This is a genomic window from Drancourtella sp. An12 (assembly GCF_002160935.1).
In the GTDB taxonomy this organism is placed as follows: domain Bacteria; phylum Bacillota; class Clostridia; order Lachnospirales; family Lachnospiraceae; genus Sellimonas; species Sellimonas catena.
Genome location: NZ_NFLO01000001.1, coordinates 72,503 through 94,491, shown reverse-complemented (window position 1 = coordinate 94,491; position 21,989 = coordinate 72,503). Strand labels below are relative to the sequence as shown.

General features: G+C 45.8%; 25 protein-coding genes and 1 pseudogene. 4 read left to right on the top strand and 22 right to left on the bottom strand.

All coding sequences use genetic code 11. From position 1 onward, the window contains the following. Positions 1 to 5: 5 nt before the first annotated feature. Positions 6 to 542 (bottom strand): sigma-70 family RNA polymerase sigma factor, encoded by a 537-nt coding sequence (locus tag B5E64_RS00480; RefSeq protein WP_087166571.1) that lies wholly within the window; start codon positions 540 to 542, stop codon positions 6 to 8. 39 nt (positions 543 to 581) lie between these two features. Further along, a complete protein-coding gene (locus tag B5E64_RS00475; protein WP_087166570.1) occupies positions 582 to 995 on the bottom strand; it encodes an HIT family protein in 414 nt (137 codons plus the stop codon). 92 nt (positions 996 to 1,087) lie between these two features. Between B5E64_RS00475 and B5E64_RS00470 the strand changes: the two genes are divergently transcribed. Continuing rightward, positions 1,088 to 1,840 (top strand): HAMP domain-containing sensor histidine kinase, encoded by a 753-nt coding sequence (locus B5E64_RS00470; protein WP_087166569.1) that lies wholly within the window; start codon positions 1,088 to 1,090, stop codon positions 1,838 to 1,840. A gap of 127 nt (positions 1,841 to 1,967) precedes the next feature. Here B5E64_RS00470 and B5E64_RS00465 read toward each other — a convergent pair whose 3' ends face one another. From B5E64_RS00465 to B5E64_RS00420, 11 genes are all read right to left on the bottom strand, one after another. After that, positions 1,968 to 2,738: a DUF6382 domain-containing protein gene (locus B5E64_RS00465; RefSeq protein ID WP_243272961.1), complete on the bottom strand. Its 771-nt coding sequence runs from the start codon at positions 2,736 to 2,738 to the stop codon at positions 1,968 to 1,970. 20 nt (positions 2,739 to 2,758) lie between these two features. Continuing rightward, positions 2,759 to 3,175: a TadE family protein gene (locus B5E64_RS00460; RefSeq protein ID WP_087166567.1), complete on the bottom strand. Its 417-nt coding sequence runs from the start codon at positions 3,173 to 3,175 to the stop codon at positions 2,759 to 2,761. Further along, positions 3,169 to 3,597 carry an A24 family peptidase gene (locus tag B5E64_RS00455; protein ID WP_162610109.1) on the bottom strand — a complete coding sequence of 143 codons (429 nt, stop codon included), beginning with the start codon at positions 3,595 to 3,597 and terminating at the stop codon, positions 3,169 to 3,171. Before B5E64_RS00455 ends, B5E64_RS00460 begins: the two co-directional genes overlap by 7 nt. Then, positions 3,585 to 4,310, bottom strand: a complete 726-nt coding sequence (locus B5E64_RS00450; RefSeq protein WP_087166565.1) for a hypothetical protein — start codon at positions 4,308 to 4,310, stop codon at positions 3,585 to 3,587. Before B5E64_RS00450 ends, B5E64_RS00455 begins: the two co-directional genes overlap by 13 nt. Positions 4,311 to 4,568: 258 nt before the next feature. Further along, the gene (locus B5E64_RS00445; protein WP_087166564.1) at positions 4,569 to 5,969 is read right to left on the bottom strand and encodes a DUF5702 domain-containing protein; all 1,401 of its coding nucleotides are present in this window, start codon (positions 5,967 to 5,969) and stop codon (positions 4,569 to 4,571) included. A gap of 4 nt (positions 5,970 to 5,973) precedes the next feature. Next, positions 5,974 to 6,174 carry a Flp1 family type IVb pilin gene (locus B5E64_RS00440; RefSeq protein WP_330616860.1) on the bottom strand — a complete coding sequence of 67 codons (201 nt, stop codon included), beginning with the start codon at positions 6,172 to 6,174 and terminating at the stop codon, positions 5,974 to 5,976. Positions 6,175 to 6,210: 36 nt separating this feature from the next. Continuing rightward, positions 6,211 to 7,536: a hypothetical protein gene (locus tag B5E64_RS00435; protein ID WP_087166563.1), complete on the bottom strand. Its 1,326-nt coding sequence runs from the start codon at positions 7,534 to 7,536 to the stop codon at positions 6,211 to 6,213. Between the two features lie 4 nt (positions 7,537 to 7,540). Further along, the gene (locus B5E64_RS00430; protein ID WP_087166562.1) at positions 7,541 to 8,311 is read right to left on the bottom strand and encodes a type II secretion system F family protein; all 771 of its coding nucleotides are present in this window, start codon (positions 8,309 to 8,311) and stop codon (positions 7,541 to 7,543) included. Then, on the bottom strand, positions 8,256 to 9,398 hold the full coding sequence (locus B5E64_RS00425) for a CpaF family protein (RefSeq protein ID WP_242960062.1): 1,143 nt from the start codon (positions 9,396 to 9,398) through the stop codon (positions 8,256 to 8,258). The genes B5E64_RS00430 and B5E64_RS00425 overlap by 56 nt, the downstream gene beginning before the upstream one ends. Continuing rightward, positions 9,301 to 10,407 (bottom strand): hypothetical protein, encoded by a 1,107-nt coding sequence (locus B5E64_RS18260; RefSeq protein WP_242958839.1) that lies wholly within the window; start codon positions 10,405 to 10,407, stop codon positions 9,301 to 9,303. Before B5E64_RS18260 ends, B5E64_RS00425 begins: the two co-directional genes overlap by 98 nt. Positions 10,408 to 10,583: 176 nt before the next feature. Next, complete coding sequence (locus B5E64_RS00420) at positions 10,584 to 10,793, bottom strand: pro-sigmaK processing inhibitor BofA family protein (protein WP_087166560.1); 210 nt, start codon at positions 10,791 to 10,793, stop codon at positions 10,584 to 10,586. 104 nt (positions 10,794 to 10,897) lie between these two features. Between B5E64_RS00420 and B5E64_RS00415 the strand changes: the two genes are divergently transcribed. Then, complete coding sequence (locus B5E64_RS00415) at positions 10,898 to 11,131, top strand: YaaL family protein (RefSeq protein ID WP_087166559.1); 234 nt, start codon at positions 10,898 to 10,900, stop codon at positions 11,129 to 11,131. A 67-nt stretch (positions 11,132 to 11,198) separates the two neighbouring features. On the opposite strand, the pseudogene B5E64_RS00410 reads toward B5E64_RS00415, so the two are convergent. Beyond that, positions 11,199 to 11,876: pseudogene (locus B5E64_RS00410) on the bottom strand (DUF6198 family protein). 166 nt (positions 11,877 to 12,042) lie between these two features. On the opposite strand from B5E64_RS00410, the gene B5E64_RS00405 reads away from it, so the two are divergent. Further along, on the top strand, positions 12,043 to 12,942 hold the full coding sequence (locus B5E64_RS00405; RefSeq protein ID WP_087166558.1) for a LysR family transcriptional regulator: 900 nt from the start codon (positions 12,043 to 12,045) through the stop codon (positions 12,940 to 12,942). Positions 12,943 to 13,054: 112 nt separating this feature from the next. On the opposite strand, the gene B5E64_RS00400 is transcribed toward B5E64_RS00405, so the two are convergent. From B5E64_RS00400 to B5E64_RS00375, 6 genes are all read right to left on the bottom strand, one after another. Continuing rightward, entirely contained in the window at positions 13,055 to 13,543 is a 489-nt protein-coding gene (locus B5E64_RS00400; RefSeq protein WP_087166557.1) for a dCMP deaminase family protein, read from the bottom strand. A 15-nt stretch (positions 13,544 to 13,558) separates the two neighbouring features. After that, positions 13,559 to 14,188 (bottom strand): uracil phosphoribosyltransferase, encoded by a 630-nt coding sequence (gene upp, locus B5E64_RS00395; protein WP_087166556.1) that lies wholly within the window; start codon positions 14,186 to 14,188, stop codon positions 13,559 to 13,561. Continuing rightward, complete coding sequence (locus B5E64_RS00390) at positions 14,170 to 15,729, bottom strand: L-threonylcarbamoyladenylate synthase (RefSeq protein ID WP_087166910.1); 1,560 nt, start codon at positions 15,727 to 15,729, stop codon at positions 14,170 to 14,172. Before B5E64_RS00390 ends, upp begins: the two co-directional genes overlap by 19 nt. A gap of 40 nt (positions 15,730 to 15,769) precedes the next feature. After that, the gene (locus tag B5E64_RS00385) at positions 15,770 to 16,447 is read right to left on the bottom strand and encodes an N-acetylmuramoyl-L-alanine amidase (protein ID WP_087166555.1); all 678 of its coding nucleotides are present in this window, start codon (positions 16,445 to 16,447) and stop codon (positions 15,770 to 15,772) included. Positions 16,448 to 16,748: 301 nt separating this feature from the next. Next, a complete protein-coding gene (locus B5E64_RS00380; protein ID WP_242960048.1) occupies positions 16,749 to 18,569 on the bottom strand; it encodes a glycosyl hydrolase family 18 protein in 1,821 nt (606 codons plus the stop codon). 119 nt (positions 18,570 to 18,688) lie between these two features. Beyond that, the gene (locus tag B5E64_RS00375; RefSeq protein WP_087166553.1) at positions 18,689 to 18,919 is read right to left on the bottom strand and encodes a hypothetical protein; all 231 of its coding nucleotides are present in this window, start codon (positions 18,917 to 18,919) and stop codon (positions 18,689 to 18,691) included. A gap of 535 nt (positions 18,920 to 19,454) precedes the next feature. On the opposite strand from B5E64_RS00375, the gene B5E64_RS00370 reads away from it, so the two are divergent. Beyond that, a complete protein-coding gene (locus B5E64_RS00370) occupies positions 19,455 to 20,180 on the top strand; it encodes an adaptor protein MecA (protein WP_087166552.1) in 726 nt (241 codons plus the stop codon). Between the two features lie 75 nt (positions 20,181 to 20,255). Here the strand turns inward: B5E64_RS00370 and B5E64_RS00365 are convergent, their stop codons facing one another. Both B5E64_RS00365 and B5E64_RS00360 read right to left on the bottom strand, forming a co-directional pair. Then, entirely contained in the window at positions 20,256 to 20,465 is a 210-nt protein-coding gene (locus B5E64_RS00365; RefSeq protein ID WP_087166551.1) for a DUF1858 domain-containing protein, read from the bottom strand. Between the two features lie 424 nt (positions 20,466 to 20,889). After that, positions 20,890 to 21,816, bottom strand: a complete 927-nt coding sequence (locus B5E64_RS00360; protein WP_087166550.1) for an NlpC/P60 family protein — start codon at positions 21,814 to 21,816, stop codon at positions 20,890 to 20,892. Positions 21,817 to 21,989 lie beyond the last annotated feature (173 nt).

The window sequence follows — 21,989 nt, the reverse complement described above, 5'->3', positions numbered from 1 at the left end:
TTATATTATTTCATTTCTCTGTAATCTGCCTCATATTTTGTTTTCATCCACTTCTTTGCTCTGAACAGCATTGACTGGAATGCCTCCAGACGGATACCCATCTCTTCTGCGATTTCTTTCTGTGGAATTTCCAGCACAAACGCGCGGACAACTGCATCATACCATCTTGGATTGTGCTGATACAGCTCTTCCAGCATCGTACTCGTCAATTCTGTTTCTTTTCTGCGGCGTTCCCGCATGAAAATCAGCTCATCCGGACCTGGTACTTCCTCGCCCATCTGTGCCACCAATCCCTCATCATCCAACAGCATCTCCAGTTTCCGCCTTCTCATCTGGCTGCAGGCCAGACGATAAGCGGTTGTGCGAAGCCATGACTCAATCGCGTTCTTGTTTCTGATCTTTTCATAACTGATCAGTAAATTCACAAAAGTGAGTTGGGTAATCTCATCGGCATCCGTCTCATTTTCCGAGTAATACTTTGCTGTTCTCCAGACAATATTTACATATTTATCATAGATATCATTAAATAGTATTTCATCCATATGAGCTTCTTACGCCTTACCCTCTTGTTATTCCCTGTTTTACTCTTCGCTGATTCTGGAAAGTATCTCATTCTTCTGTTCCTCATCAAGCTGTCCCATTTTCCAGCCAAGACCTACTTTATCTCCTTTGTATCTTGGAATCAGGTGCATGTGGAAATGGAATACGGTCTGTCCTGCCGCCTCTTTATTGTTCTGTACGATATTATAACCATCGCATCCAAGAATCGGCGTAAGCTTTTTCACCATCTTTTTAGCAAGCACAAGTGCTTTTGCAGCAATCTCATCATCCAGCTCATAAAGGTCTGCATAGTGCTGTTTCGGAAGAATCAGGGCATGTCCTTTCGATGCCGGACTTGCATCTAAAATCACGCGGAAATCTTCATCTTCATAAAGCGTCGCAGTCGGAATATCTCCGTTTGCAAGTTTACAGAAAATACAATTATCGTCTCTCATATCTCATACTCCTTTACATTGATATTTGAATATTGCCTCCACCAGTGCTAAACTAGAAAGCATCGAACTGTTTAGAAAGGTGGGAAATTCCTATGTCTTTTACATCCGATGAGATGCAGCGTCTTCAATCCTATGTAAATCAGGATGCTGAAGCGTCTGCTCTGTTTCAGAAACTGCTCCATTCTCAGGATATGGAACGTCACAAAATCTGCCACGAAATCCGCAATCCCCTGACTCTTCTTTCCGGCACGCTGCAGCTGATCGAATCCCGGCATCCCGAGGTCCGCTCCTTCGAGTACTGGGACTCCCTTTGCCAGGATCTGGAATACATGATGCATCTTCTGGAAGAGTTTTCACTGTTTAACAACAGCAGCTCTCTTCATCCGGAAACTTTTTCATTCCGGAGCTTTATGGAAAAACTGGTCCTCTCCTTCGCCGCGTCCTGCGCCAATACGGAGATTGAATTTACTTCCCTGCTGGAAGATCTTCCTGTCATCACCGGAGATCCTGTCAAACTCCGTCAGGCACTTTTAAATCTTTTAAAAAACGCCGTGGAATCAATCCACGGTTCCGGGTCCGTCAATCTGAAAGCCTGGTTCCATGACAGCCGGATCCATATCCGGATTCAGGATACCGGCTGCGGCATATCCGAAGAACAGCTAAAGGAAATCTTTACACCGTTTTTCACTTCCAAATCTTCCGGAACCGGTCTGGGGCTTCCTGTCGTTCAGAATATCATTCTCGCACATCACGGAACAGTATCCGTGGATTCCCGCCCCGGATTTGGAACGACTTTTGAGATCACTCTCCCGGTACATCCCGGGCTTTCCGGAGATCCAAAGTGATTGTGCCGATACGGGACATGGCATTGATCCATGTCCCGTATACCGACTCTCTTATTCCCGTAACACATACCTGTTGTCGGCAGTTTTTTGTTATATACATTAAGTCTAGCGCAACCTGCCGGCTCTTTCAATACTTTTTTCTGCAGTCAACATTCCGTTGCTCTCTCAATATATCATCCTGAGGTGCTTCCATGCCACGTCCGAATAGACGTTTCACAAACCCCCAGCCTCCTATTTTCTCCTTTATTACATCCCCGACCGGTTTCTCCTCCAGTCCCCAGTCATCATACTGCTCCTCTTCTTCATCATCTTCATATTCATCTCCATATTCATAAAGATCTTCTTCATAATCTTCCTCTTCCGCTTCTTGATCCTCGTATTCTTCTTCCTGATTATTTAAAATTTCCTCAATCACCTGGCAGATCTGATAATTTTCCGCGAGCGTCATTTTATGGAGGGCATAGGAAATATAAATCCCGGAACGATCCTGATAATCGGTCTCTCTGACAAAAAATTCTGTCAGTTCATGAAAACTTTCCGCGATTCCCTGTTCATTGGCCGGATAATAGCAAAAATAATACCGGCCTTTCTCACAGAAAATACTTCTCGGGTCCAGCAGCAACTGATTCGGGCTTAACAGATAGTCTCTCATTTCTTCCATAACCGCCAGCAGATCTTCGATAATCGCTATAATCATTTCGTAGGTAACCGGTCCTTTCTGCGTCAGAAATTCCAGTGAATGTTTTCCCTGGATTTCATACTCATACCGGCTTCTTCCGTTTACTCCACGCCCTTTCACCTGCAGAAGTCCGCAGATTTCATTATTTGCCAGCATTTTCAGCTGATAGTCCGATTGATAAAATCTGTCTGATTCGACAATAAAATAGGATGTATTCAGGTCTCTCCGGTATCCGATTTTCAGGTTCCTGTTTCTGCTGCCTTTTTTAGTTTCCTCATATCCCGGATCTTTCTCTCCGGCTCGACAAGTGCTACTTTTGCTTCGACTGTAATCTTCATTCTTTTCCTCGATGCTTGAGCTGAAATCCACACATACTCCTTCTGACATTCTACTTCTACCTCTGCTTTCCGAAAAAGAATCATCTTTCCGGAAATTCTTTCTTTCCATAATTGTTGTATTTCTTCTTTCTGAAAAGGCGGTTCTTTTTTCTGCTTTCTTCCCGCAATCACCGCGGTCTCATAAGCGGTTCCTGTTAAAATATTTTTATCATGGTAGTAGAAAACCGCCATGATGACCCCATAAGTCAAAAGCAGAACCGCCGAGACGAGAACTGCTGCTTCCACAGTAAAACTGCCACTCCATTTTTCTTCTACCATCCGATCACTCCCAAATATCCGGCTGTCAAAAAGGGGAGAAACGGGAATGTATCTTTATATCCGCCATTTTGCAGTACTACTTTTCCCAGACTCCAAATCCCTGCCGCAAAAAAGGCAATGCTCAAAGCGGCTGCCAGTTTCCAGATTCCCATATACACACCCAGTACAAAAATCATCCAGCTGTCTGCAAACCCGAGCGCTTCATCTGTACATTTGCTGACGATCAGAAATGCACTGCCGGCCAGAGCACCCCAGACATAAATCCAGGTTCCGCTTCCGATTCCTATAAGCCGTGTCAGCGCTGCCAGCGCGCTTCCGCAAAGCAGAAGCCATCTCGGAACCGCACGGATGCGGATATCATATGCCGAACAAACTGCCTGAAAAATTAAAAACAAGGCATTGCAGATTTTTATTTCCCACACTTTGAGCACGCTCCTTTCCCTGCTGTCTCCGAAACCGGAACCGCGTAAATCTTTCGCTTCAGACCGCTGCAGGACATGGACGTGTGATATTTACTTCCGTAGTCCGTGACATATACTCCCATTCCTGCCACATTTTGTCCGCATCTTTCACAAGGATAATACTTCCCGCCCGACGCATTTCGCAATTCCTCCAGCCCGGAGGACGGAACCATATGGATCGACAGATCCAGATAGGAGCAGTGGTAGTCCTGATGATACACTACCCCGTTTTCTGTCACATACACAATCTTCTGCTCCGCCTGGACAGGGATAGACGATTCATAGCCGCACCACCCTTTTATCCGGATGCTCTCTTCTTTTTCTACATTGAAGATTCCAAATACCGGAACAGGGATCTCCACCGTATACGATGTGTTCAGATACAAAATCTGATTCATAAGATCCACGTAGGAACTGCTGCAGTCAATCCCGGAAGCACCTCCTTTTACCATGCTACGCTCCAGCCGTTCTGTGCTGACTTCCTCCCGGATATCCTCCTCCAGTTCTTCTGTACTGACAAATGGATTCAGATAAGCCTGTTCCGCATATTTTCTGCCCGCATACTGCATCCCCGCCCGGATATTTGTCTGTACTGCCATCACCTCAAACAAGTATAAAAAGGCCAGTACCGCAAACAGGAAAAGAGGAACCACAAAGGCTGCTTCCACAGTCATACTTCCTCCAGAAAAGGAGGTAAAGACAGGTGCCTTTAAGGTACACTTCTTATTTCGTGGGGAAAGCTGCTTCCATCTATGAAGCGAATCAGAATCTGTCTCCTTTCTATATATTTTAGGGTCTGAAAATTCGTTGACCATGGTTTGTATGTAGTTTAAATCACCTGAGTTGTCACAAAAAGGCACCTCGCTTTACCTCCTTTCTGTATATCAGACTGATCTGTCAGATATGAAATAAGAACTGTTTTCACAGATTTGTTATTGATATGCATAATATGTCGAAAATTGGTACGTAATTCCTCTTCTGAGTCTGCATGTACTTTGAATCCTGAGTTTTGTAATACAGGCATCGGCCTGAAAAAACGGACAGTCCAGCCGCATCTTCATATTCCATTCAATCAGATCCAGCATCCGGAGCCGCAGCGTTTCTTTGGATTCCAGAAGAAACAGCATCTTCATGTAGTCATCGTACCCGAATCCGCTTTCTCCGGCTTCACTTGCTCCGGAGTCTTCTTTTGTCCCAAGCTTTAGCAGGCCTGAGAGACTCAGCTTCCATGTCTCTTTACTCTTGGCCGCCGGCACCTTTCCCCCGGCAGTCAGTGTCCGAAGATCCATCACGCTCTCCCCGTATGCCCAGGCCATCAGGATGATCTGGCATACTACATCCGTCAATTCCGGATTTCCCATCAGGGTACTTACTACACCGGCCAGCACTTTTGCTTCCGCCTTCTTCGTCTCGTCTGTCTGAAGATAGAAATAATTCGGTGCCATTCGGAGATTTCGGATTTTATCCAGTACTTCCTGCAGATTTTCCATGTCATCTGTATTTCCGCCGATCAGGTATTCCTGTTCGTATTCCAGCGGACGATTTTCTCCCGGACTGATATAGCTTCCAAAATGCTCTGGAATATAGGCAATAAAATACAACTTTTCGTTTCCCGTTTCCTCTGTGGCAGGTACATCTCCCTTGCCTTCCCGTCTCTCCCGCCCGGAAATTCCCGGAGTTCCTTCCACACTTTTCTGTGAAATGGTCCGGTCTTTCGGCAGAACAATCTCCGTCAGTACTTTCCTTTTCAGCTTCTGCAAAATCCCCAGTGGATTTTCCGTCTCCTCCCCGCTTCCTTCGGAAGAGCCTTCCGATGTCCCGTGAGATGCCAGAATCTCATCCATCTTCTTTTCTGTCTCCTCTTCCTGCTGCTGATACTTTTCGGCCTCTTCTTCCTGTTTTTTCGCCTCATCTTCTTTCCCGGTCAGATCCTTGATAATATCGATTCCGAACCTGTTCTCCATATATCTGCAGACCTGATCCGCGAACTCCCGGCCTTCTCCGTCACTCAAAAAGCGGACGGCTTCCACCTGACTCTCTCCTGCAACCGCTCCATATACGGTTATACGGTTCAATACTCTTTCTTCCGAATAATTTCCTGTCTCGTACGTACCGTCCAGTCCGAAAAGATCATACTCTTCCAGAAGTTCCTTCTGATACTCCGCAAACAATGATTCCACCGCCCGCTCCGTGTCCGCCCGCCTGATATTCTTTGATGTCTGAATGGACGCACTCTCTAAAATCCCGGCTGTAAACGTCAGCAGAATCAGGATCAAAAGGCTCATCATCACTGTCAGCTGTGCATCTTCTTTCTTTTTTCCGGCCGGAATCATGTTTCTAAATCTTTCCGCTTTCACTTGTAATTTTATTGAAAATCGTCTGAACGAGCTCTGTCAGCTGGGTCTTGAAGATAATGACAAGTCCGATCAGTACAACGAGAATCAATATGATTTCCACCACTCCAATTCCACTTTCATCTTTCAGACATTCTTCTATCCTGTTCCAAATTCGTCTTGCATTCATCTGTAACCACAACATTTTGCAACCTCCTTTGTTTCCTGTCTTTGGATTCCTTCAAATTCCCATGCTCCAGAAGGCCGGTACAATAACAATGACCAGTACCACTGCCAGCATCATGATCATCGGCACGAGAAGTTTCGTTCCTGTCTCCTCGCCCTTTCTCTTTGCCCGCGCTTTCCGGTCCTCAAAGGCATGAACTGCTTCCAGACCGAGCAGTTCTGTAATGCCTCTCGTTCCTTTTCTCAGATTCTGGGAAAGAAGAAGTCCAAGTCGCATATATTCCTGTATCTGACACCGTTTTCCGAAATTCTCATATCCTTCTCCTTCCGGTACACCTCCCTGCATTTCAAAACATGTCCGCATCATCTCCTCATAAGCCGGCCGTTTTCCCCCGGTCTCCCGTCTTTCCTGATAGTTTTCCACAATCTTGTACCATGCTCCTTTCACAGTCATCCCTGCACCGATCAGCAGGGAAAACTGTTCCAGAATCTCCGGATAATCTCTGAGAAGCTGCTCTTTTCTGGCTCTTGCCGCATCATTTACCTTCTGCCTTCTCCATGCAGCGGCCGCCACAAAGACCAGCACTCCCATTCCCATCACCTGATACCCGTTGACGGTTGACCGGTATCCCCAGGAAACCTTTCTTCCCGCAATTTCATCCGGAAGATACAGCGCTTCGTCCTCCCTGCTGATTTCGTTCTCTGAATCCACCAACTGCTCCAGAGCTTCTATGATCTCATCCGGATTCCGAAGCTTCGGCGGATACAGCGTCACTGTTATATCCCTCGTCCGCTCTACTGCTTCATCCGCTCCCTGATCAAAGCTTAAAACAGCTGTCAGCTGAACCCCGATTCCTTCTTTCGGGATTTCCTCCTTAAGACTTCCGTCTATACTTATGTACTGATAATCGTCCAGCGTCCATTGAACGGATACCGGATAATCCGGAAGAGAAGTCAACAGATTCAAATCTGACGTAACATGCCCCAGATCCTGATTCTCTCCCAGAATTCTCTTTTCCAGCTTCTCTGCCTCGTCCGTAAGGATTTTTTCTGCCTCCTCTTTCGTATATCCCTGCTCATCCACCCGGATCTGAATCGGGATATCTTCATCCACTCCCTCGACCGTCGCAAACACCGTTTCATTCCGGCTTCCGCCGCCTTTCTGATTTCTTCCAATCTTCCCGTCTTTCACCGGCCTGTCCTGTCCCGTCCATATAAAAACGGCCACGCTGATTGTGTTGACAAGAAAGAAAAACCAGATTCCCTTTCTGATCCGCTTTCTTTTTTCCCTGTTTCTTATCTTCCCTTTTCCTGTTTTCCAAAGCAGGACCAGCAAAATTAAATATGCTGCTCCGGTCACTGCTATTGCTTTTATGTCCATCCTCTCACACCTCAATCTGTATCATACGAAACCCGGTTCCAAACGCTGCCAGATATAAAACGAGACATCCTGTCATGACCGCCCTGCCCGGGACTCCCTGATAAAGAACTTCCATAAATTCCGGAAAGCTGAGCATCATATAGGCGATCATTCCAAATGGAATTACTGCCATGACAAGAAACTCCATCTTTTTGGCGGAGATTACAGTTTCGATTTCCTGATTCAGCTCCTCCTTCTCCTGAATCTGAGAAATTGTCTGCCGGATCACTCTTGCCATATTTCCCCCGCTCTTTTTTACAGTCGCAGTGACCGTAACAAAATTTCTGACATCCTCCTGATCTATCCGTTCGGAAAACTCCTCCAGGATCCGCTCTACTCCAATATTCATCTTCATCTGCCGGATCATATAATTCCATTCCTTTAAGATCCGGTCCTGCTCCCGGTACATGATCCGCATTTCCTTTCCCGCTTCCAGCAGAGAATTTTCCAGAGAATATCCCACATTTAAGGCGGCGGATACCGACTGAAGCGCATCCAGAAACTGTCTTGTAAATTCTCTTTCTTTTCTTCTTAATTTTTCCTTTTCCCAGACATACAGAAATGTTCCTCCCACCGGGAGCAGAAGTACCAGTGCCGCCACTGTGGACCGGTAGAATAAAAGCGCTGTCAGCCCGGCCGCTCCCACGGCTCCAAGGCATCCTGTCAGATATTCTCCCTTTCTAATATCCTGCCGCCAGCAGTTTTTCTTTTTTCTGTAATTCCTCTTTTTTAACAAGACTTCCCCTCACTTTCCCGTGGCTGCTTCCTTTCTCCTGAAACTCATACAGTGTATGCATCTGTATTCTGCCTTCCTCATATCCAGTAATTTCAAGAATCTCAAGGACCTTCCGGGTCTTGTCCCGCATCCTTCCAAGATGGATGATAATATCAATCCCGGATGCTATCTGTCTTTGTACCGCTTCGATCGGAATCTCCATCCCCATGAGCACCATGGTTTCCAGCCTTCCTATCATATCCTTCGGACTGTTTCCATGACCGGTACTTAAGGAACCGTCATGCCCCGTATTCATAGCCTGCAGCATATCGATCGTCTCTGCGCTTCGCACCTCACCTACAATCACGCGGTCCGGACGCATCCGAAGTGCCGTCCGGATCAACTCACGGATATCAATTTCTCCTTCTCCTTCCATGTTGGCATTCCGGGCTTCCAGCCTTACGAGATTGGGTAGAGACTGTAATTTCAGTTCCGCGTTGTCCTCGATAGTAATAATCCTCTCGTCCTCCGGTATAAACTGGGAAAGGGCATTGAGAAATGTCGTCTTTCCGGAACCGGTGCCGCCGCTGATAAACATGTTGTACTTTGCCTTTACAAGCTTTTCCAGAAATTCCGCAGCTTCTTTGGAGATACTTCCCCAGGCAATCAGCCGTTTCATCGTAATTCCTTCTTTCGGGAACTTCCGGATTGTAATAATCGGACCGTTGAGCGCCACCGGTGGAAGCACCAGGTTGACCCTGGAGCCGTCCGGAAGCCTTGCGTCCACGATCGGTTCCGCCTCATTGACTGTCCGGTTGCAGCCGGAGGCAATCTGCTGCGCGATATCTTCCAGCTTTTTCCGGGATACAAATCTTTTTTCATACTGATAAATCTCTCCTCCCTTTTCCACAAAAATATTTTCCAGTCCATTAATCATGATCTCAGTGATCGACTCGTCCTCCAGAAGTTCCTGGAGAATATCCAGCTTTCTGAATGCATTAAACAGATCTCTACCAAATTCCATCTTCATCCGGAGCGGAATGTACTTGTCTTTGGTATACTCTTCCAGCACCTGATAAATCAATTCGACCAGTTCGCCATCTTCGATTTCTCTCGACAGATCCAGCTTCGCCATGACCTGCTCCTGCAGCTTTTCCATATGCAGTGTTCTTATCATACTGTAATGCCTTCTTTACACATATTTCCGGCTCCCCCTTCATCTCTGTCATCCGCGCCTTCTGCCGCAGCTTCCTGCATCCCATCAGTTCCAGTGTGTCAAAAAACTGCTCCAGTTTCCGCTCTTCGTCCTCGTCTTCGATATAGGGAAGGTACCACTCATCACACATCTTCAGAATTTCAAACAGGCCCTGAACACTTTCACTGAGATCGAGGATCATATTTTGATACGGACCTTTCTTCAGGATCTGAAGAATCAGAGAATTCCAGTCCTCCCATGCCACCTCTTTCAAATCCCGGCTCACCGGTATCGGATCCAGAACAGCCAGTCCTTCCTGATCCTGCACCATAGATGTCAGACGCAGCCCCAGATGATTCTGCTCCTGGCGGGAATAATAGAGAAGATCCGCCAGAGATGCGCTCTTTTCTTCCCTGTGCATTCCCCATCCGGGATATTCCTGCATATTAATATAAAGTGTCTCTTCATCTCTGGACAGCTCATATCCGAGCGCCCTCGCAAAACGTGTTTTCCCGATTCTGTGAATAGGAGAATAAACGACAATCAGACGCTGATTATCTCTGCGCGGCACCTGAAACAGGCCTGCACGGTCGTGATCCAGGCATACTTCCATGATCCTGGCAAAAATCTTATGGACGGACTGGTATTTATAGACCGGGACCTCCTCTTCCCCCACCTCTGCTCCTTCCTGACTTGTCAGCACAAATCTTCTGGCAGCTCTGCTTGTCTGCCTCTTCTCGTAGGGAATCTCATCCCCGATCAGCAGAAGTTCTGCTTCCTGAAACTCCTCCAGTCTTTCTTCCTGCTCAAAAGAGGTGCAGACCTGTACCTGAAGATCCAGCTCTTCCCTGTCGGCAATCATATCTGCAAGCCGCAGTACATACAACTCCTCTTCTCCGCATATAATCATTTGTCTGTTCATGAATCATTACAGCCGATTCGGCTCTGATATAGATAAGCGCTTTCCCGACGCTTTTCAAATAAGACTCCGGGTGATCCGGATAAAACAAAAGAATTTTGTTTTGTGATATGCATTATAGACCGGTTTAAGAGTTTTGTCCACCGGTTTTTTTCATTTCCCTGATCTTTGTGAAACTCTCACAAAATTTCCCAGCATACAATGCCATAAAGGAGCGCAACCCCAGGAAGTCCAAGGATTCCGCCTGTCAAAACAGTAAACGGATTTAATCCTACGGCAACCGGTATTTTCTGAGAATCCAGAAACTGATTCACAAAAAAGATAACAGCCGCCCCAAGAACAGCCCGGACAATAAAGTTGATGATGATCTCGATTCCCTTTTCTTTCATCTCATACTCCCCGCTTCTTTTAGTACATTCTATTCTTCCAAACTGGTATTTTATTCCTGTTTTTGTACATACTATAACTATAACTTTAGGAAGGAAGGGATATCATGCCAACAAACACGAATCACCATTATGAAGCCGATGTTTATCTCAGAAGTTCTTATTCTGATCTTATAACGGAGATTGCACTTGTCAGGAAGGAGATCGAAGCTGCCGACAATCTCTTTCAAAACGCCTCTGATCCGGATTTGATTGACAGCTATATTTTTCAGGGGAATGCCGCCCGTAAACGATACAGTTTTCTTATCAAGCAGGCCAAACGAACCCCTGCATTAACATAGGTCCACCGAAAAAGGGACGTCAAAAACAACGTCCCTTTTCGCATAATTATTTCTATTCATCCGGTTATCATCCTGCATACCGGCAGAGCTTTTCTCCTGACAAAAATGATGTAAATCGCACATGCCGGTCCATCCAGCTGCCCATTACCCCTACACTTTTCCCCATTGTAAATGCCGCCAGAATCGTTCCGGCTCCCAATCCATCCAGATGTCCCAGAAAAATTCCTGTCATTCCGGCAGTCACAGCCAGACAGATAACATCAAAAGAAATTTTTATTTTTGAATACGTGATTCCTGTAATCTGCTCCATCTCCCGCGGGAAAAGGTCCGTCGGCACAATCGGAAGACGGCATCGGTTTGACAACGCGATTCCGAAACTGATCAGAAGATAACTGACAACAAAATAGATGACACGCCAACCGGTTGTCTCCGGCAGAATATGAATCCATAATTCATGAACGTCCAGTAATTCTCCGAACACGAATCCCACCACAAAGCTGAAAAGATATTCCGGGACAAAGCGTTTCCTCAAAATCATAAGGCTCAGTATCAGAAGCCCTTGAAACAGATAGGTTCATGTCCCAAGTGAAAGATGCGGAAAGACCTCCGAAAAAGCAAACGGCACACTGGAGATGGCAGATATTCCGGATCCGGAATACAACATCAGTACTACTCCAAACGTATTCATAATAACAGCCGCCACAAGTGCCGCTTCTCCTCTCCACACCGGTTTCTCAGCTTCCATCTGTTTCTCCCTCATTTTTTCTTTCCTCCCCATAAGATATCCTTACACTTTCCATCCATTCAGTTTAGTATGGAGATAAATGGTTCGCAAATGAATAATTTACATAAAGTTATAAAATTTTTTATGATTTAGATGATACCGTTATGGAAGGGAAGGACGTGCCTGTATGAACTTATTTTATCTACGTTACTTTGTCACCCTGGCGCATGTACAGCATTATACAAAAGCAGCCGCGCAGCTCTGTATTTCACAGCCAAATTTAAGCCATGCAATCGCACAGCTTGAACAGGAGCTTGGGGTTCCCCTCTTTGAAAAAAGCGGGCGAAATACAACACTCACCCGTTTTGGCGAAGAATTCCTTGACTGCGCAGAACACACATTATCTACTCTGGATGCCGGAATGGAATCTATCCGACGCAGTGCACGGGGCGAAGGGCTGATCCGCCTTGGACTTCTGCGGACGCTGGGAGTCGAGTTTGTCCCTCGTCTGGCATCTGCCTTTTTAAAAGCACACCCCGATCTGGATCTCCAGTTTACCTTTCATACCGGGGTGACACAAAGCCTTCTGGACGGCCTTTCAAAGCGGAAATATGACCTGGTCTTCTGTTCTCAGCCGCCGGACAGACTGAACTTCACAGCGGTTCCGGTACAGAAGCAGGATCTTGTTCTGATTGTCCCAAAAGGACATCCGCTTGCCTCCCGCCATACTGTTGACCTGGCCGAGACAGCTCCCTACCCACAGATCTTTTTTGATAAAAGCTCAGGTATCCGTGCCGTGGTTGATCAGATGTTTTCCGACATAAACACAGAACCAAAGATCGCCTACGAGACAGAAGAGGATCAGGTCATTGCCGGGCTGACTGCACAAGGCTTTGGTATTGCAGTCGTACCTTATATGGATTTACTCTTAAAGCTGGATCTCAAGATTCTGCAGATCAATACCCCCGCATGTGAACGAAATCTTTTTATGGTACACGACAGCCGCATCTTTCTGCCGCCATGCGTGCAGCATTTTCGACAGTTTGTACTTGACAGTACTGTCCTCCCCGGGCAGGAACTCATCTAGTTTTTTTATAGTTTCATCAGTATTTCGCATAATGAATAAAGAGGGGCATCCGGATTCCCTGGAATCTCAGAATGTCCCTCTTTATAGATACTTCCTGATCAGGAAGCAGAATTTATAATTTAATCTTTACTTCCCGGCCTGTCCGGTGATACTGATAGTATCTCACTCCTGCTGAATCCATCATCCGTTTTGATGCAATCACAGAGGCGGTGTCCTCATACTTGTCACAGTCATAAATTACTTCTTTAATGCCTGCCTGGATAATGGCTTTTGCACATTCATTACACGGAAACAGGGAAACATAAATCTTGGCTCCCTTCAAGCTGCCTCCTCCATAATTCAGAATGGCATTCAACTCGCTGTGGACCGCATACACATATTTGGTCTCCAGCGGATCATCCCCCTCCCTGGCCCACGGGTACTCATCATCGGAGCAACCATTCGGCAGCCCGTTATAACCCATAGAAAGGATTTTATTATCCTGGCTCACAATGCAGCATCCTACCTGGGTATTCGGATCTTTGGAACGCATGCCGGACAGCATGGCAATTCCCATAAAATATTCGTCCCAGGACAGATAATCTTTTCTCTTGGCGTTCATTTTATCACCTTCCTGCTATTTGGTTCCGAAGATACGGTCTCCTGCATCTCCAAGCCCCGGTACAATATATCCATGTTCATTCAGCTTTTCATCAAGCGCCCCAACATAAATGTCCACATCCGGATGATCTTCCCGAAGCTTTTCCAGTCCTTCCGGTGCTGCAAGGATACAGAGGAATGTCATATTTTTTACCCCTTTTTCCTTCAGCATGGTGAGCGCCTCGGAACTGGATCCGCCTGTAGCAAGCATCGGATCTACCACGAAGACCTCTCTTTTATCGCAGTCTGACGGCAGCTTGCAGTAATATTCTACCGGCTGCAATGTCTCCGGATCTCTGTAAAGACCGATGTGGCCGATCTTTGCCGCCGGAATCATCTTCAGAATTCCTTCCACCATTCCAAGGCCGGCACGAAGTATCGGGACAACAGCAAGCTTTCTGCCCGCCAGCTCTTTTCCTGTCATCTTGCAAATCGGCGTTTCAATCTCCACATCCGCAAGTTTCAGCCCTCTTGTCGCTTCATAGCACATCAGCATGGAGATCTCCTCAATGATCTCACGGAATTCTTTTGTTCCAACCTCTTTGCGGCGGATATAATCAATTTTATGGTGAACCAGCGGATGGTCCATTATATGTACTCTTCCCATTTTTCCTTTGCCTCCATATTCAGCTTTCTAGCCAGTTTTCTCATATAATTTTCCAACTCCATATAGGATTCCTCATATTCCTCCAGAGACTTTCCGTACATGGACTCCACTTCCTTTTCTTCTCCGATATATTCACCCAAAGTGAAAATGTTGCTGTGGAATCCATACTCTGTAATAATTTTTCTCTTCTGCGCTTTCTCCATTGTCAGAATCAGGGTATCCGGAGTAATATCTTTCTCCTCAAAAGGCAGGGCCTCATGCTCTGTCGTGTCCACACCATTTCTCCGCATGATTTCCTCTGCTTTCGGATTTAACGGCTCCGGAAACAGTACGATCATGCCCCTGGACTGAATGTCATATTCCTGCAGAAGAATCTGCCTCTGCAGAAGGCGCTCTGCCATCGGGCCTCGACAGTTATCATCCTTGCTCACAAAAATGATCTTCCGGTATTCCTGCAGCTTGATAATCTCGGAGGCAGGAATCCGCTTGTGGCCTGCCGCTTTTAATAGACGATTCATAATGGCGGTGTCGATTGCTTCTCCGAAAAAACCTTCACTGTAGATAATATCCACGCCTTCTTCGTCAAATTCCCTGAGAATTCCATACAGATTTTTCGTGATTGTCCGACGGTTTTCCCTGCTTCCGATACTTTTCACGGTTCCGTATGTATACTGACTCATCGTCTCTGCAGTAGCAATAATACCGATCCGGTATCCTTCTCCATTTTCTTTTTTCCCAAACATCGCCTTATCATATGCGAGCTGTTTGATCGCAAGAACTGTATCTGAAGGCTTCCCCTCGATCAGAATCATCTGCGCTTTCGGTGCATAATGACGGTATTTCATACCAGGAGCCTTTGGAGCCTGGCTGCTGTTCTCCGAAATCAGGGTCTGATCCATCCTGACCTCACCAATCACCTCTTCCAGCATTTCTTTCGTGACTGCACCCGGTCTTAGAATCATCGGCGGCACACAGGTCATATCCAGAATGGTGGATTCCACTCCAATATTGACACTGCCTCCATCCAGAATCATATCGATCTTTCCGTCCAGATCCTCCGCAACATGCTGTGCAGTCGTAGGACTCGGGCGCCCCGATGTATTTGCGCTCGGTGCAGAAACATAACCTCCGCCTTTCCGGATCAGCTGCAGCGCAATCTCGTCGTCCGGCATACGCACCGCAACCGTGTCAAGTCCTCCCGTCGTTCCGTACGGTACTCTTTCGTTTTTCTTCAAAATCAAGGTAAGCGGGCCCGGCCAGAACTTATCAACAAGCGTTCTTGTTCCTGCCGGAATTTCTTCCACAATTCCATCCAGTGCATCTTTCTCTGCAATATGTACAATCAGTGGATTATCAGAAGGTCTGCCTTTTGCCGCATATGTTTTTCTCGCCGCCTCCTCATCAAGCGCATTCGCCCCCAGGCCGTAAACGGTCTCCGTTGGAAATGCGACCAGGCCTCCCTGCTTTATGATTTCTCCCGCTGTTTCCATGATCGTTTCATCGATCTGCATTCTGTCAATTTTTTCTATTCTTGTTTCCATAAATTTTATTATAACACACTCATCCTCTTTTCGGAACCCTTCACTGCAGACATTCCTCGATACCATCGGCAATCACTCTGGCCAGGGAATTTTGATAATCCTCCTCCGTCAGTTTCTGAGCTTCGCTTTGATTACTCAGAAATCCGCATTCAATAATCAATGTCGGGACTTCTGTACGTTTCAGAAGATAGTAAGTCGTATTGCCCTTTACCGGCCGGTTTTTTGTCCCCTCCAAGTTTTCCATCTGCTTCTGCACGACCGAGGCCATCTCTTCCCCCTCTTTCGAATGCTCATAATAAAAAACCTGAACACCGCTCACATCCGGCGAAGGATAACTGTTCTGGTGAATACTGACCGCAAGTGCCGGGGCCGTCTCATTAATCAATTCTACCCGCCGCTTTAAATCCTGCACCTGCTTATTATCAGCATTTTCATCATACAGCCCCTGATCCTCTTCCCGTGTCATCAGAACCGAAATCCCCCTTGCCTCCAGTTCCTCCTTCAGCTTCCCTGCAATTTGAAGATTAATATCCTTTTCAAGCGCGTCATTAACACCGACCTTCCCCGGATCCTTCCCTCCGTGTCCGGCATCAATCACTACATCCGCCTTCTGCGCCTGTACTTCTCCCTGCGTCACTATACTCTCCACCTTCTGTATCCCGTACAACACAAAAACAAGAATCAGAAGTGCCAGCACCCACTTCACTTTATCCGCCATACCATAATCCCTTTACGTTCCCGTCTTTAAAACAAATATATGAATAAAGACTGTACGATAGACTTTTCATCGGGGACGTGTTCCGATGAAAAGGAACCTGTCCCCGATGAAAAAAATCTGAAAATTCGAGTTTTGCCTTATTTTATGCGGGTTCCGAGCGTTTTTTTGCCGTTTACGTCGTGTACCTGTGCACCGGAACACGTCCCCTACAGCCTCCACAAAAATAACGGAGCCGCTTCGAGGCAAGCGGCTCCGTCTTTCTTTGTTCGTTATTCAGTTTTTATTTTCTTTTTGTATTCTGTTATCCGTTCACGTACCTGGAGATCAGTTCCCAGATACCTGATTTTTCGAATCCGAGTTTCCATGCGGCTGCTCCTGCAAGATCGTATTCCTGCATGACTTTGAGCTTGGCCTCCAGGGATTGTTCGTCTTCAAGCCATATTTTGTACGTGTTTCCGTCTGCAGTCCACTCTGCGTAGTTCTGCTGGGTCTCTTCATCCCAGGATGCTGTCACGCCTGCATTGGCTACGGCCGTTTCTGCCTCCTGCATGCCGATCGCCTGGCTTGTCAGGCCGCTGGATGATTCGATCCACAGCCTCGTGAAAAACGGAAGTCCGTTAATGACTTTCTCTTTTGGTACTTCTTTGAGTGTCTCTGTGATACCTTCTCTTACAAAGTCAATCGATGCAACAGAGCCGGCTTCTTCAGAGCCCGCGAAGTGTTCGTCATATCCCATGATGATCACGTAATCTGCTACAATGCCCTGTTCTTCTCTGTTGTAATGGCTTGTAAATCCAGGTACATAGTTATCCACGGAAAGAACGATCTGGTTCTTCCTGCACTCAACAGATAATTCCCGGATAAACTGAATATAGTGGTCGCTCATCTCCTCGGTGATCTGCTCGAAGTCCACGTTGATGCCGTCAAGTCCGCTGTTTTGTGCCTCGGTAATCAGCTGGCTGATCATATTGGCCCTGCTCTGTGTGTTGCTTAATACCGCAAGTGTATCGACCTGATTGGTAAAGTTGTCAACCAGCCCCCATACTTCCAGCCCTGCCTGATGTGCGGCATCCACATAGGCACTGCTTGCGAGAGACGTAATATTGCCGTTTGTATCCTGGATTGTGAACCAGGTTGGAGAAATTGTAGTCAGTCCTGTCGTTCCTGCAATGACGGAGGCCACATTTTCATTGGCCGCCTGGCTTGTAACCTGATGCCATGCCAGATTGATCTTGTAGTCTTTCTGAATATTGGTATATTCCGGCTCTTCATATTCAGATTTCCGTGTCTGTTTTTCGGCTTTTTCCAGGGTATTGGATTTCACATAACCGATATACCCGTCCACGGTTCTCACTTTCATCCAGGATCCGGCTTCTTCGATGACAACCACGTCGTCTGATTTACTGATTTCAGTCAGGATCGGGCTCTTTACACCTCCCAGGATCCGGACCTCGGTATCTTTGCTCACCCTGGCGTGGTTTTCTTCCTTGTTGGTTACAATCACTGCTCTGTCCGGATTTTCATAGACATCCAGTGACATGTCCGTATATTCTTTTACAAAATCCAGCGCGAGATAAACGGTATCATTTTCCACTTTTACAATTTCATAGTCTCTCGTCTGTGTTCCATCTTCGGATTCAAATTCTGTCGCGCCAGCCGGAATGCTGAGCGTCCTGTCCGGTAAAGTATAAAGCAGCCGGTTTTCATTAGAGTCCCAGTAAAATCTCTGATTTACGTAATCGTGTACAGAATCGAAATCCAGATAGACTTCGCTTCCTTCTTTCATGCTCTTTACATCTGGAATCTGATTGTCGATCGCAAGTCCCACCTGGCTGGTGTCTGTAATACCAAAATACTCATTTTTATCTGCTTCTTCCCTCGACGGGCCATATCTGATCCATAATACTATTCCTGCTGCGATCACTGCGATAAGTAAGAGCAGAAGAAGAATCAGGATGCGTTTTCTTCTCTTTTTCCGTCTTCGGATCTGGCGGCGCATCTCAAGCTCTTTCTGGCGTCTGCTTTCCTGATTCCGGCGTCTTGGATCCTGCTGCTGTACCGGCCTTTGTCTTTTTCTGGCCGGCCGTCCATCCGGTCTCCTTTTGCCTCGTCTTTCATCCATGTCCATACCTCCTGTATACGCTCACATTATATCAAGATTTCTTCTGCACGTCATTAATAATTTTGACATTTTCGGCTCTGTTCACTACCTGTTTCTGCGTAAAGGGGGATTATCGCTTTTTACTTTATGTTTGACAGTTTCACAAATCTGACTTCTTTAACTTTACCGTTCTCATCCGCCACATAGTCTCTCATATAGGAAAGTTCTTCCTTCACTGCATGTGCGGACGCAATCTGCAGCGGACTGGCCGGATGTCCGTTCATTTTCATCCGTACTCCCATCCGCTCATACTCCGAGAGTTCTACAAACAGATTCCTGTATTGCTCGTCCTCTATAATATCGCTCTCCATACTGTTTCCCTTTTCTTTCTGATAATCTGAAACAGAATTTTGAAAAACCTTTTTCTATGACTGCGGCCCGGAGTATCCCCTTGTGAAGTGCACAGGTTTCTTATCGTGATATATTATTTATGATACCCCGTATGCTGAAAAAGGTAGCACCGTTCCCGTTATTTTTCAAAATCATGAATCGTCTGAATTTATTTAGTGGGTTCTTTTGTGATTAAATGAATATAAACTGAGAATAATTGTGATATGCTCTATTTTGATTCTATCGAACTGATTGCAGAAATGCTTTTAGTGAGATAAATCAAGGACTGCTTTGCATAAACTATATGCAGAAATGCTGACCGGAAAATAGATTCGTAAATATCCCCTCCTTTATTACTGTACACAGTCATCCGGGAATACTACCTCTGTCCAGATATTATACTCCTGTTTTCTGCGAATGCAAGTATTTTTTCTAAATTTTATTTACAGAATTTTATTTTTTGTTTATACTACTATTGAGTAAGTATAAGATTATTTACAGCTAGGAAGTGATTATATGAAAATTGAAAAGATCAATGAAAATCAAATCCGTTGTACCCTGACACGTGCCGATCTCGAGGACAGACACTTAAAGATCAGCGAGCTTGCCTACGGTACCGAAAAAGCGAAATCACTTTTCCATGACATGATGCAGCAGGCAGCCTTTGAATTCGGTTTTGAGGCTGACGATATTCCGCTCATGATCGAAGCGATTCCATCATCATCGGATTCCATCGTGCTCATCATTACAAAGGTAGAAGATCCGGAAGAGCTGGATACTCGTTTTTCCAAATTTGCTCCTTCTCCGTTCGATGATACAGATACATCCAAAAAGGCTGTCCCAGACAAGCTTGAGGGTGCGGAAGAGTTTCTGCAGCTTCTCAACAAAGTCAAAGAGGCGGTCGCAGAGATGCCCGGAAAGAATGGAAAGCCCGAAGCGTCCATCCGCCCGGCTGTCCGGCTGTTCTCGTTTGGCTCTCTTGAACGGGTGATTGAAGCGGCGCATCTTCTCTCTCCAATGTATCAGGGCGTCAATACGCTCTATAAGGATCCGTCCGACGGATTCTTTATTCTGGCCGTCACACAGTCAGGACATTCAAAAAGTGATTTCAGTAAAATCTGCAATATGCTGACCGAATACGGTATTCTTGAAAAGAGTACTCCGGCGTCTCTTGCATATCTGGAAGAGCACTGCGAGATGCTCATTTCCCGCGAAGCTGTTCAGCGTCTTGCAAGTCTGTAAAATAAAGCACCGAAAAAAGCACCGTCTGCAGAATTTACTCACCTGCAGACGGTGCTTTTTTCTATACCTTACGGTTTATTCATTGGCCTTTAAAAAAGCATTGATCTTTTCTGTCAATAACTCTGCATCCATGCCATGAACCATCGCGGCCTCTTCCAGAGACTCCATCTGAGACGCCGGTCATCCAAGGCAGTGCATTCCTACTTCCATAAGGATCGGAGCAACTTCTGGATGTGTATTTACAATCTCGCCAATCGTCGTAGTTTTTTCTACCTGAAAAGCCATTTTGAATTCCTCCTTATTTACTTGGATTTACGTATTCCTTATTATAATACCTTTTTTCCTAATACGCAACCAAAAAGCTTTCCTTTCCTCCGGAAATAATTGTCAGAATTTTCTATAATTTTTTGCCCTTTCAGAATCATAGTTTGATTATGAAAAAGTCAACCTTTTTTTCCGGTTTTTTCGACAAAAACTCAATTTTATTATTTCTTTACAAAACATCCGTTCTTTTAAAAGCCAAAAGTTATCCCCACAATTCACAACTTTTTCTGTGGAAAGTGGGGATAACTTTTGAAAACAACGCTATTTTACCCTTTTTTCATAATTTAAGTGTGGAAAACGATTTTGGCCCTATTTTCCATTTTTTTACAATTTATTACAAATTTGTGCATTTTGCTGATTCGCAATTTTTTCTCTCCGCGCCTGCTTAGAAAATCCGGCGCACTGTCAAAATACTCGTGTATGTTGCGGATGAAATTCCAATCCCATGTGCAGGATCCTGTGCGTTGACAATCTGCCCGTCTCCCACATAGATTCCGACGTGACCATTATAACAGATGATATCTCCCGGCTGTGCCTCGGAATAGGAGACCTCGTATCCTGCGCTTCTCTGAGCCGAGGATGTCCTCGGAAGGGAAACGCCAAAATGGGCATAGACTGACTGGACAAAACCGGAACAGTCCGCTCCGTTTGTCAGGCTTGTCCCTCCCCACACATAGGGATTCCCGATAAACTGGCAGGCATAATCCACAACAGCCTGCCTCTGCGCCTGTTTTCTTTCGGCTTCTTCTCTTGCCCTCTGCTCTGCTTCTGCCTGAAGCCTTGCCGCCTCCTCTTCTTTTGTCTCTCCGTAGGAAAATGTAACCTCTGTTCCGTTCTTCAGCGCCTCCGCTTCCATCTGACGCACTTTCTGCTGCGCCTGTCCTGCATCCATCAGATATTCCGACCGGATAAACCCTGTAATATTTCCTGACTGAACTGCCGTCCACTCTCCAACCGGTCCCTTCAATGTTACTGCATTTCCCGGATAAAGCTTTCCGGTCCAGTCACTGTCATCAGATGTGGCGCTTCTGACATAAATATAATCAGAAGAAATATTAACAAAGCCTGTATCTTCGTATTTCCCGTTCTGTTCCCTTACAACAAATTCTCCGTTTTTTTCTGTTTCTTCTATTATAATAGAAGATGCCTGATCCTCTGTCTTTTGTATCTTTCTGAGCAGTCCATCTGCATTGACTGCAGGATTTCCTGTCTGAACCGGAAGTTCAGCGGCCTTTGCATGGATCCCGGAGCCTGCTCCGAAAATACCGACAAAGGCAGCCAGTATCAGTCCCTTTTTGAAATAACTATGCATGGCATAATCCTCCTTTTATGATAGTTATGTATATTTTCTTTCGTATTTATTACATTTTTGTTACAAATATTACGTTTTGTATTCTAACATATTTCGTTTTTTTGTCAAGGCACTTTCCTTTCTATATTCACTTTCAGTTATATTTTTTCTTGACAAAATCCGTGAAATTTTTT

Excerpts from the sequence above, each read along its gene's own strand:
- B5E64_RS00480 (WP_087166571.1), bottom strand. The coding sequence starts at position 542 with ATGGATGAAATACTATTTAATGATATCTATGATAAATATGTAAATATT.
- B5E64_RS00475 (WP_087166570.1), bottom strand. The coding sequence starts at position 995 with ATGAGAGACGATAATTGTATTTTCTGTAAACTTGCAAACGGAGATATT.
- B5E64_RS00470 (WP_087166569.1), top strand. The coding sequence starts at position 1,088 with ATGTCTTTTACATCCGATGAGATGCAGCGTCTTCAATCCTATGTAAAT.
- B5E64_RS00460 (WP_087166567.1), bottom strand. The coding sequence starts at position 3,175 with ATGGTAGAAGAAAAATGGAGTGGCAGTTTTACTGTGGAAGCAGCAGTT.
- B5E64_RS00450 (WP_087166565.1), bottom strand. The coding sequence starts at position 4,310 with ATGACTGTGGAAGCAGCCTTTGTGGTTCCTCTTTTCCTGTTTGCGGTA.
- B5E64_RS00445 (WP_087166564.1), bottom strand. The coding sequence starts at position 5,969 with ATGATTCCGGCCGGAAAAAAGAAAGAAGATGCACAGCTGACAGTGATG.
- B5E64_RS00440 (WP_330616860.1), bottom strand. The coding sequence starts at position 6,174 with ATGTTGTGGTTACAGATGAATGCAAGACGAATTTGGAACAGGATAGAA.
- B5E64_RS00435 (WP_087166563.1), bottom strand. The coding sequence starts at position 7,536 with ATGGACATAAAAGCAATAGCAGTGACCGGAGCAGCATATTTAATTTTG.
- B5E64_RS18260 (WP_242958839.1), bottom strand. The coding sequence starts at position 10,407 with ATGAACAGACAAATGATTATATGCGGAGAAGAGGAGTTGTATGTACTG.
- B5E64_RS00420 (WP_087166560.1), bottom strand. The coding sequence starts at position 10,793 with ATGAAAGAAAAGGGAATCGAGATCATCATCAACTTTATTGTCCGGGCT.
- B5E64_RS00415 (WP_087166559.1), top strand. The coding sequence starts at position 10,898 with ATGCCAACAAACACGAATCACCATTATGAAGCCGATGTTTATCTCAGA.
- B5E64_RS00405 (WP_087166558.1), top strand. The coding sequence starts at position 12,043 with ATGAACTTATTTTATCTACGTTACTTTGTCACCCTGGCGCATGTACAG.
- B5E64_RS00400 (WP_087166557.1), bottom strand. The coding sequence starts at position 13,543 with ATGAACGCCAAGAGAAAAGATTATCTGTCCTGGGACGAATATTTTATG.
- upp (WP_087166556.1), bottom strand. The coding sequence starts at position 14,188 with ATGGGAAGAGTACATATAATGGACCATCCGCTGGTTCACCATAAAATT.
- B5E64_RS00390 (WP_087166910.1), bottom strand. The coding sequence starts at position 15,729 with ATGGAAACAAGAATAGAAAAAATTGACAGAATGCAGATCGATGAAACG.
- B5E64_RS00385 (WP_087166555.1), bottom strand. The coding sequence starts at position 16,447 with ATGGCGGATAAAGTGAAGTGGGTGCTGGCACTTCTGATTCTTGTTTTT.
- B5E64_RS00380 (WP_242960048.1), bottom strand. The coding sequence starts at position 18,569 with ATGGATGAAAGACGAGGCAAAAGGAGACCGGATGGACGGCCGGCCAGA.
- B5E64_RS00375 (WP_087166553.1), bottom strand. The coding sequence starts at position 18,919 with ATGGAGAGCGATATTATAGAGGACGAGCAATACAGGAATCTGTTTGTA.
- B5E64_RS00370 (WP_087166552.1), top strand. The coding sequence starts at position 19,455 with ATGAAAATTGAAAAGATCAATGAAAATCAAATCCGTTGTACCCTGACA.
- B5E64_RS00360 (WP_087166550.1), bottom strand. The coding sequence starts at position 21,816 with ATGCATAGTTATTTCAAAAAGGGACTGATACTGGCTGCCTTTGTCGGT.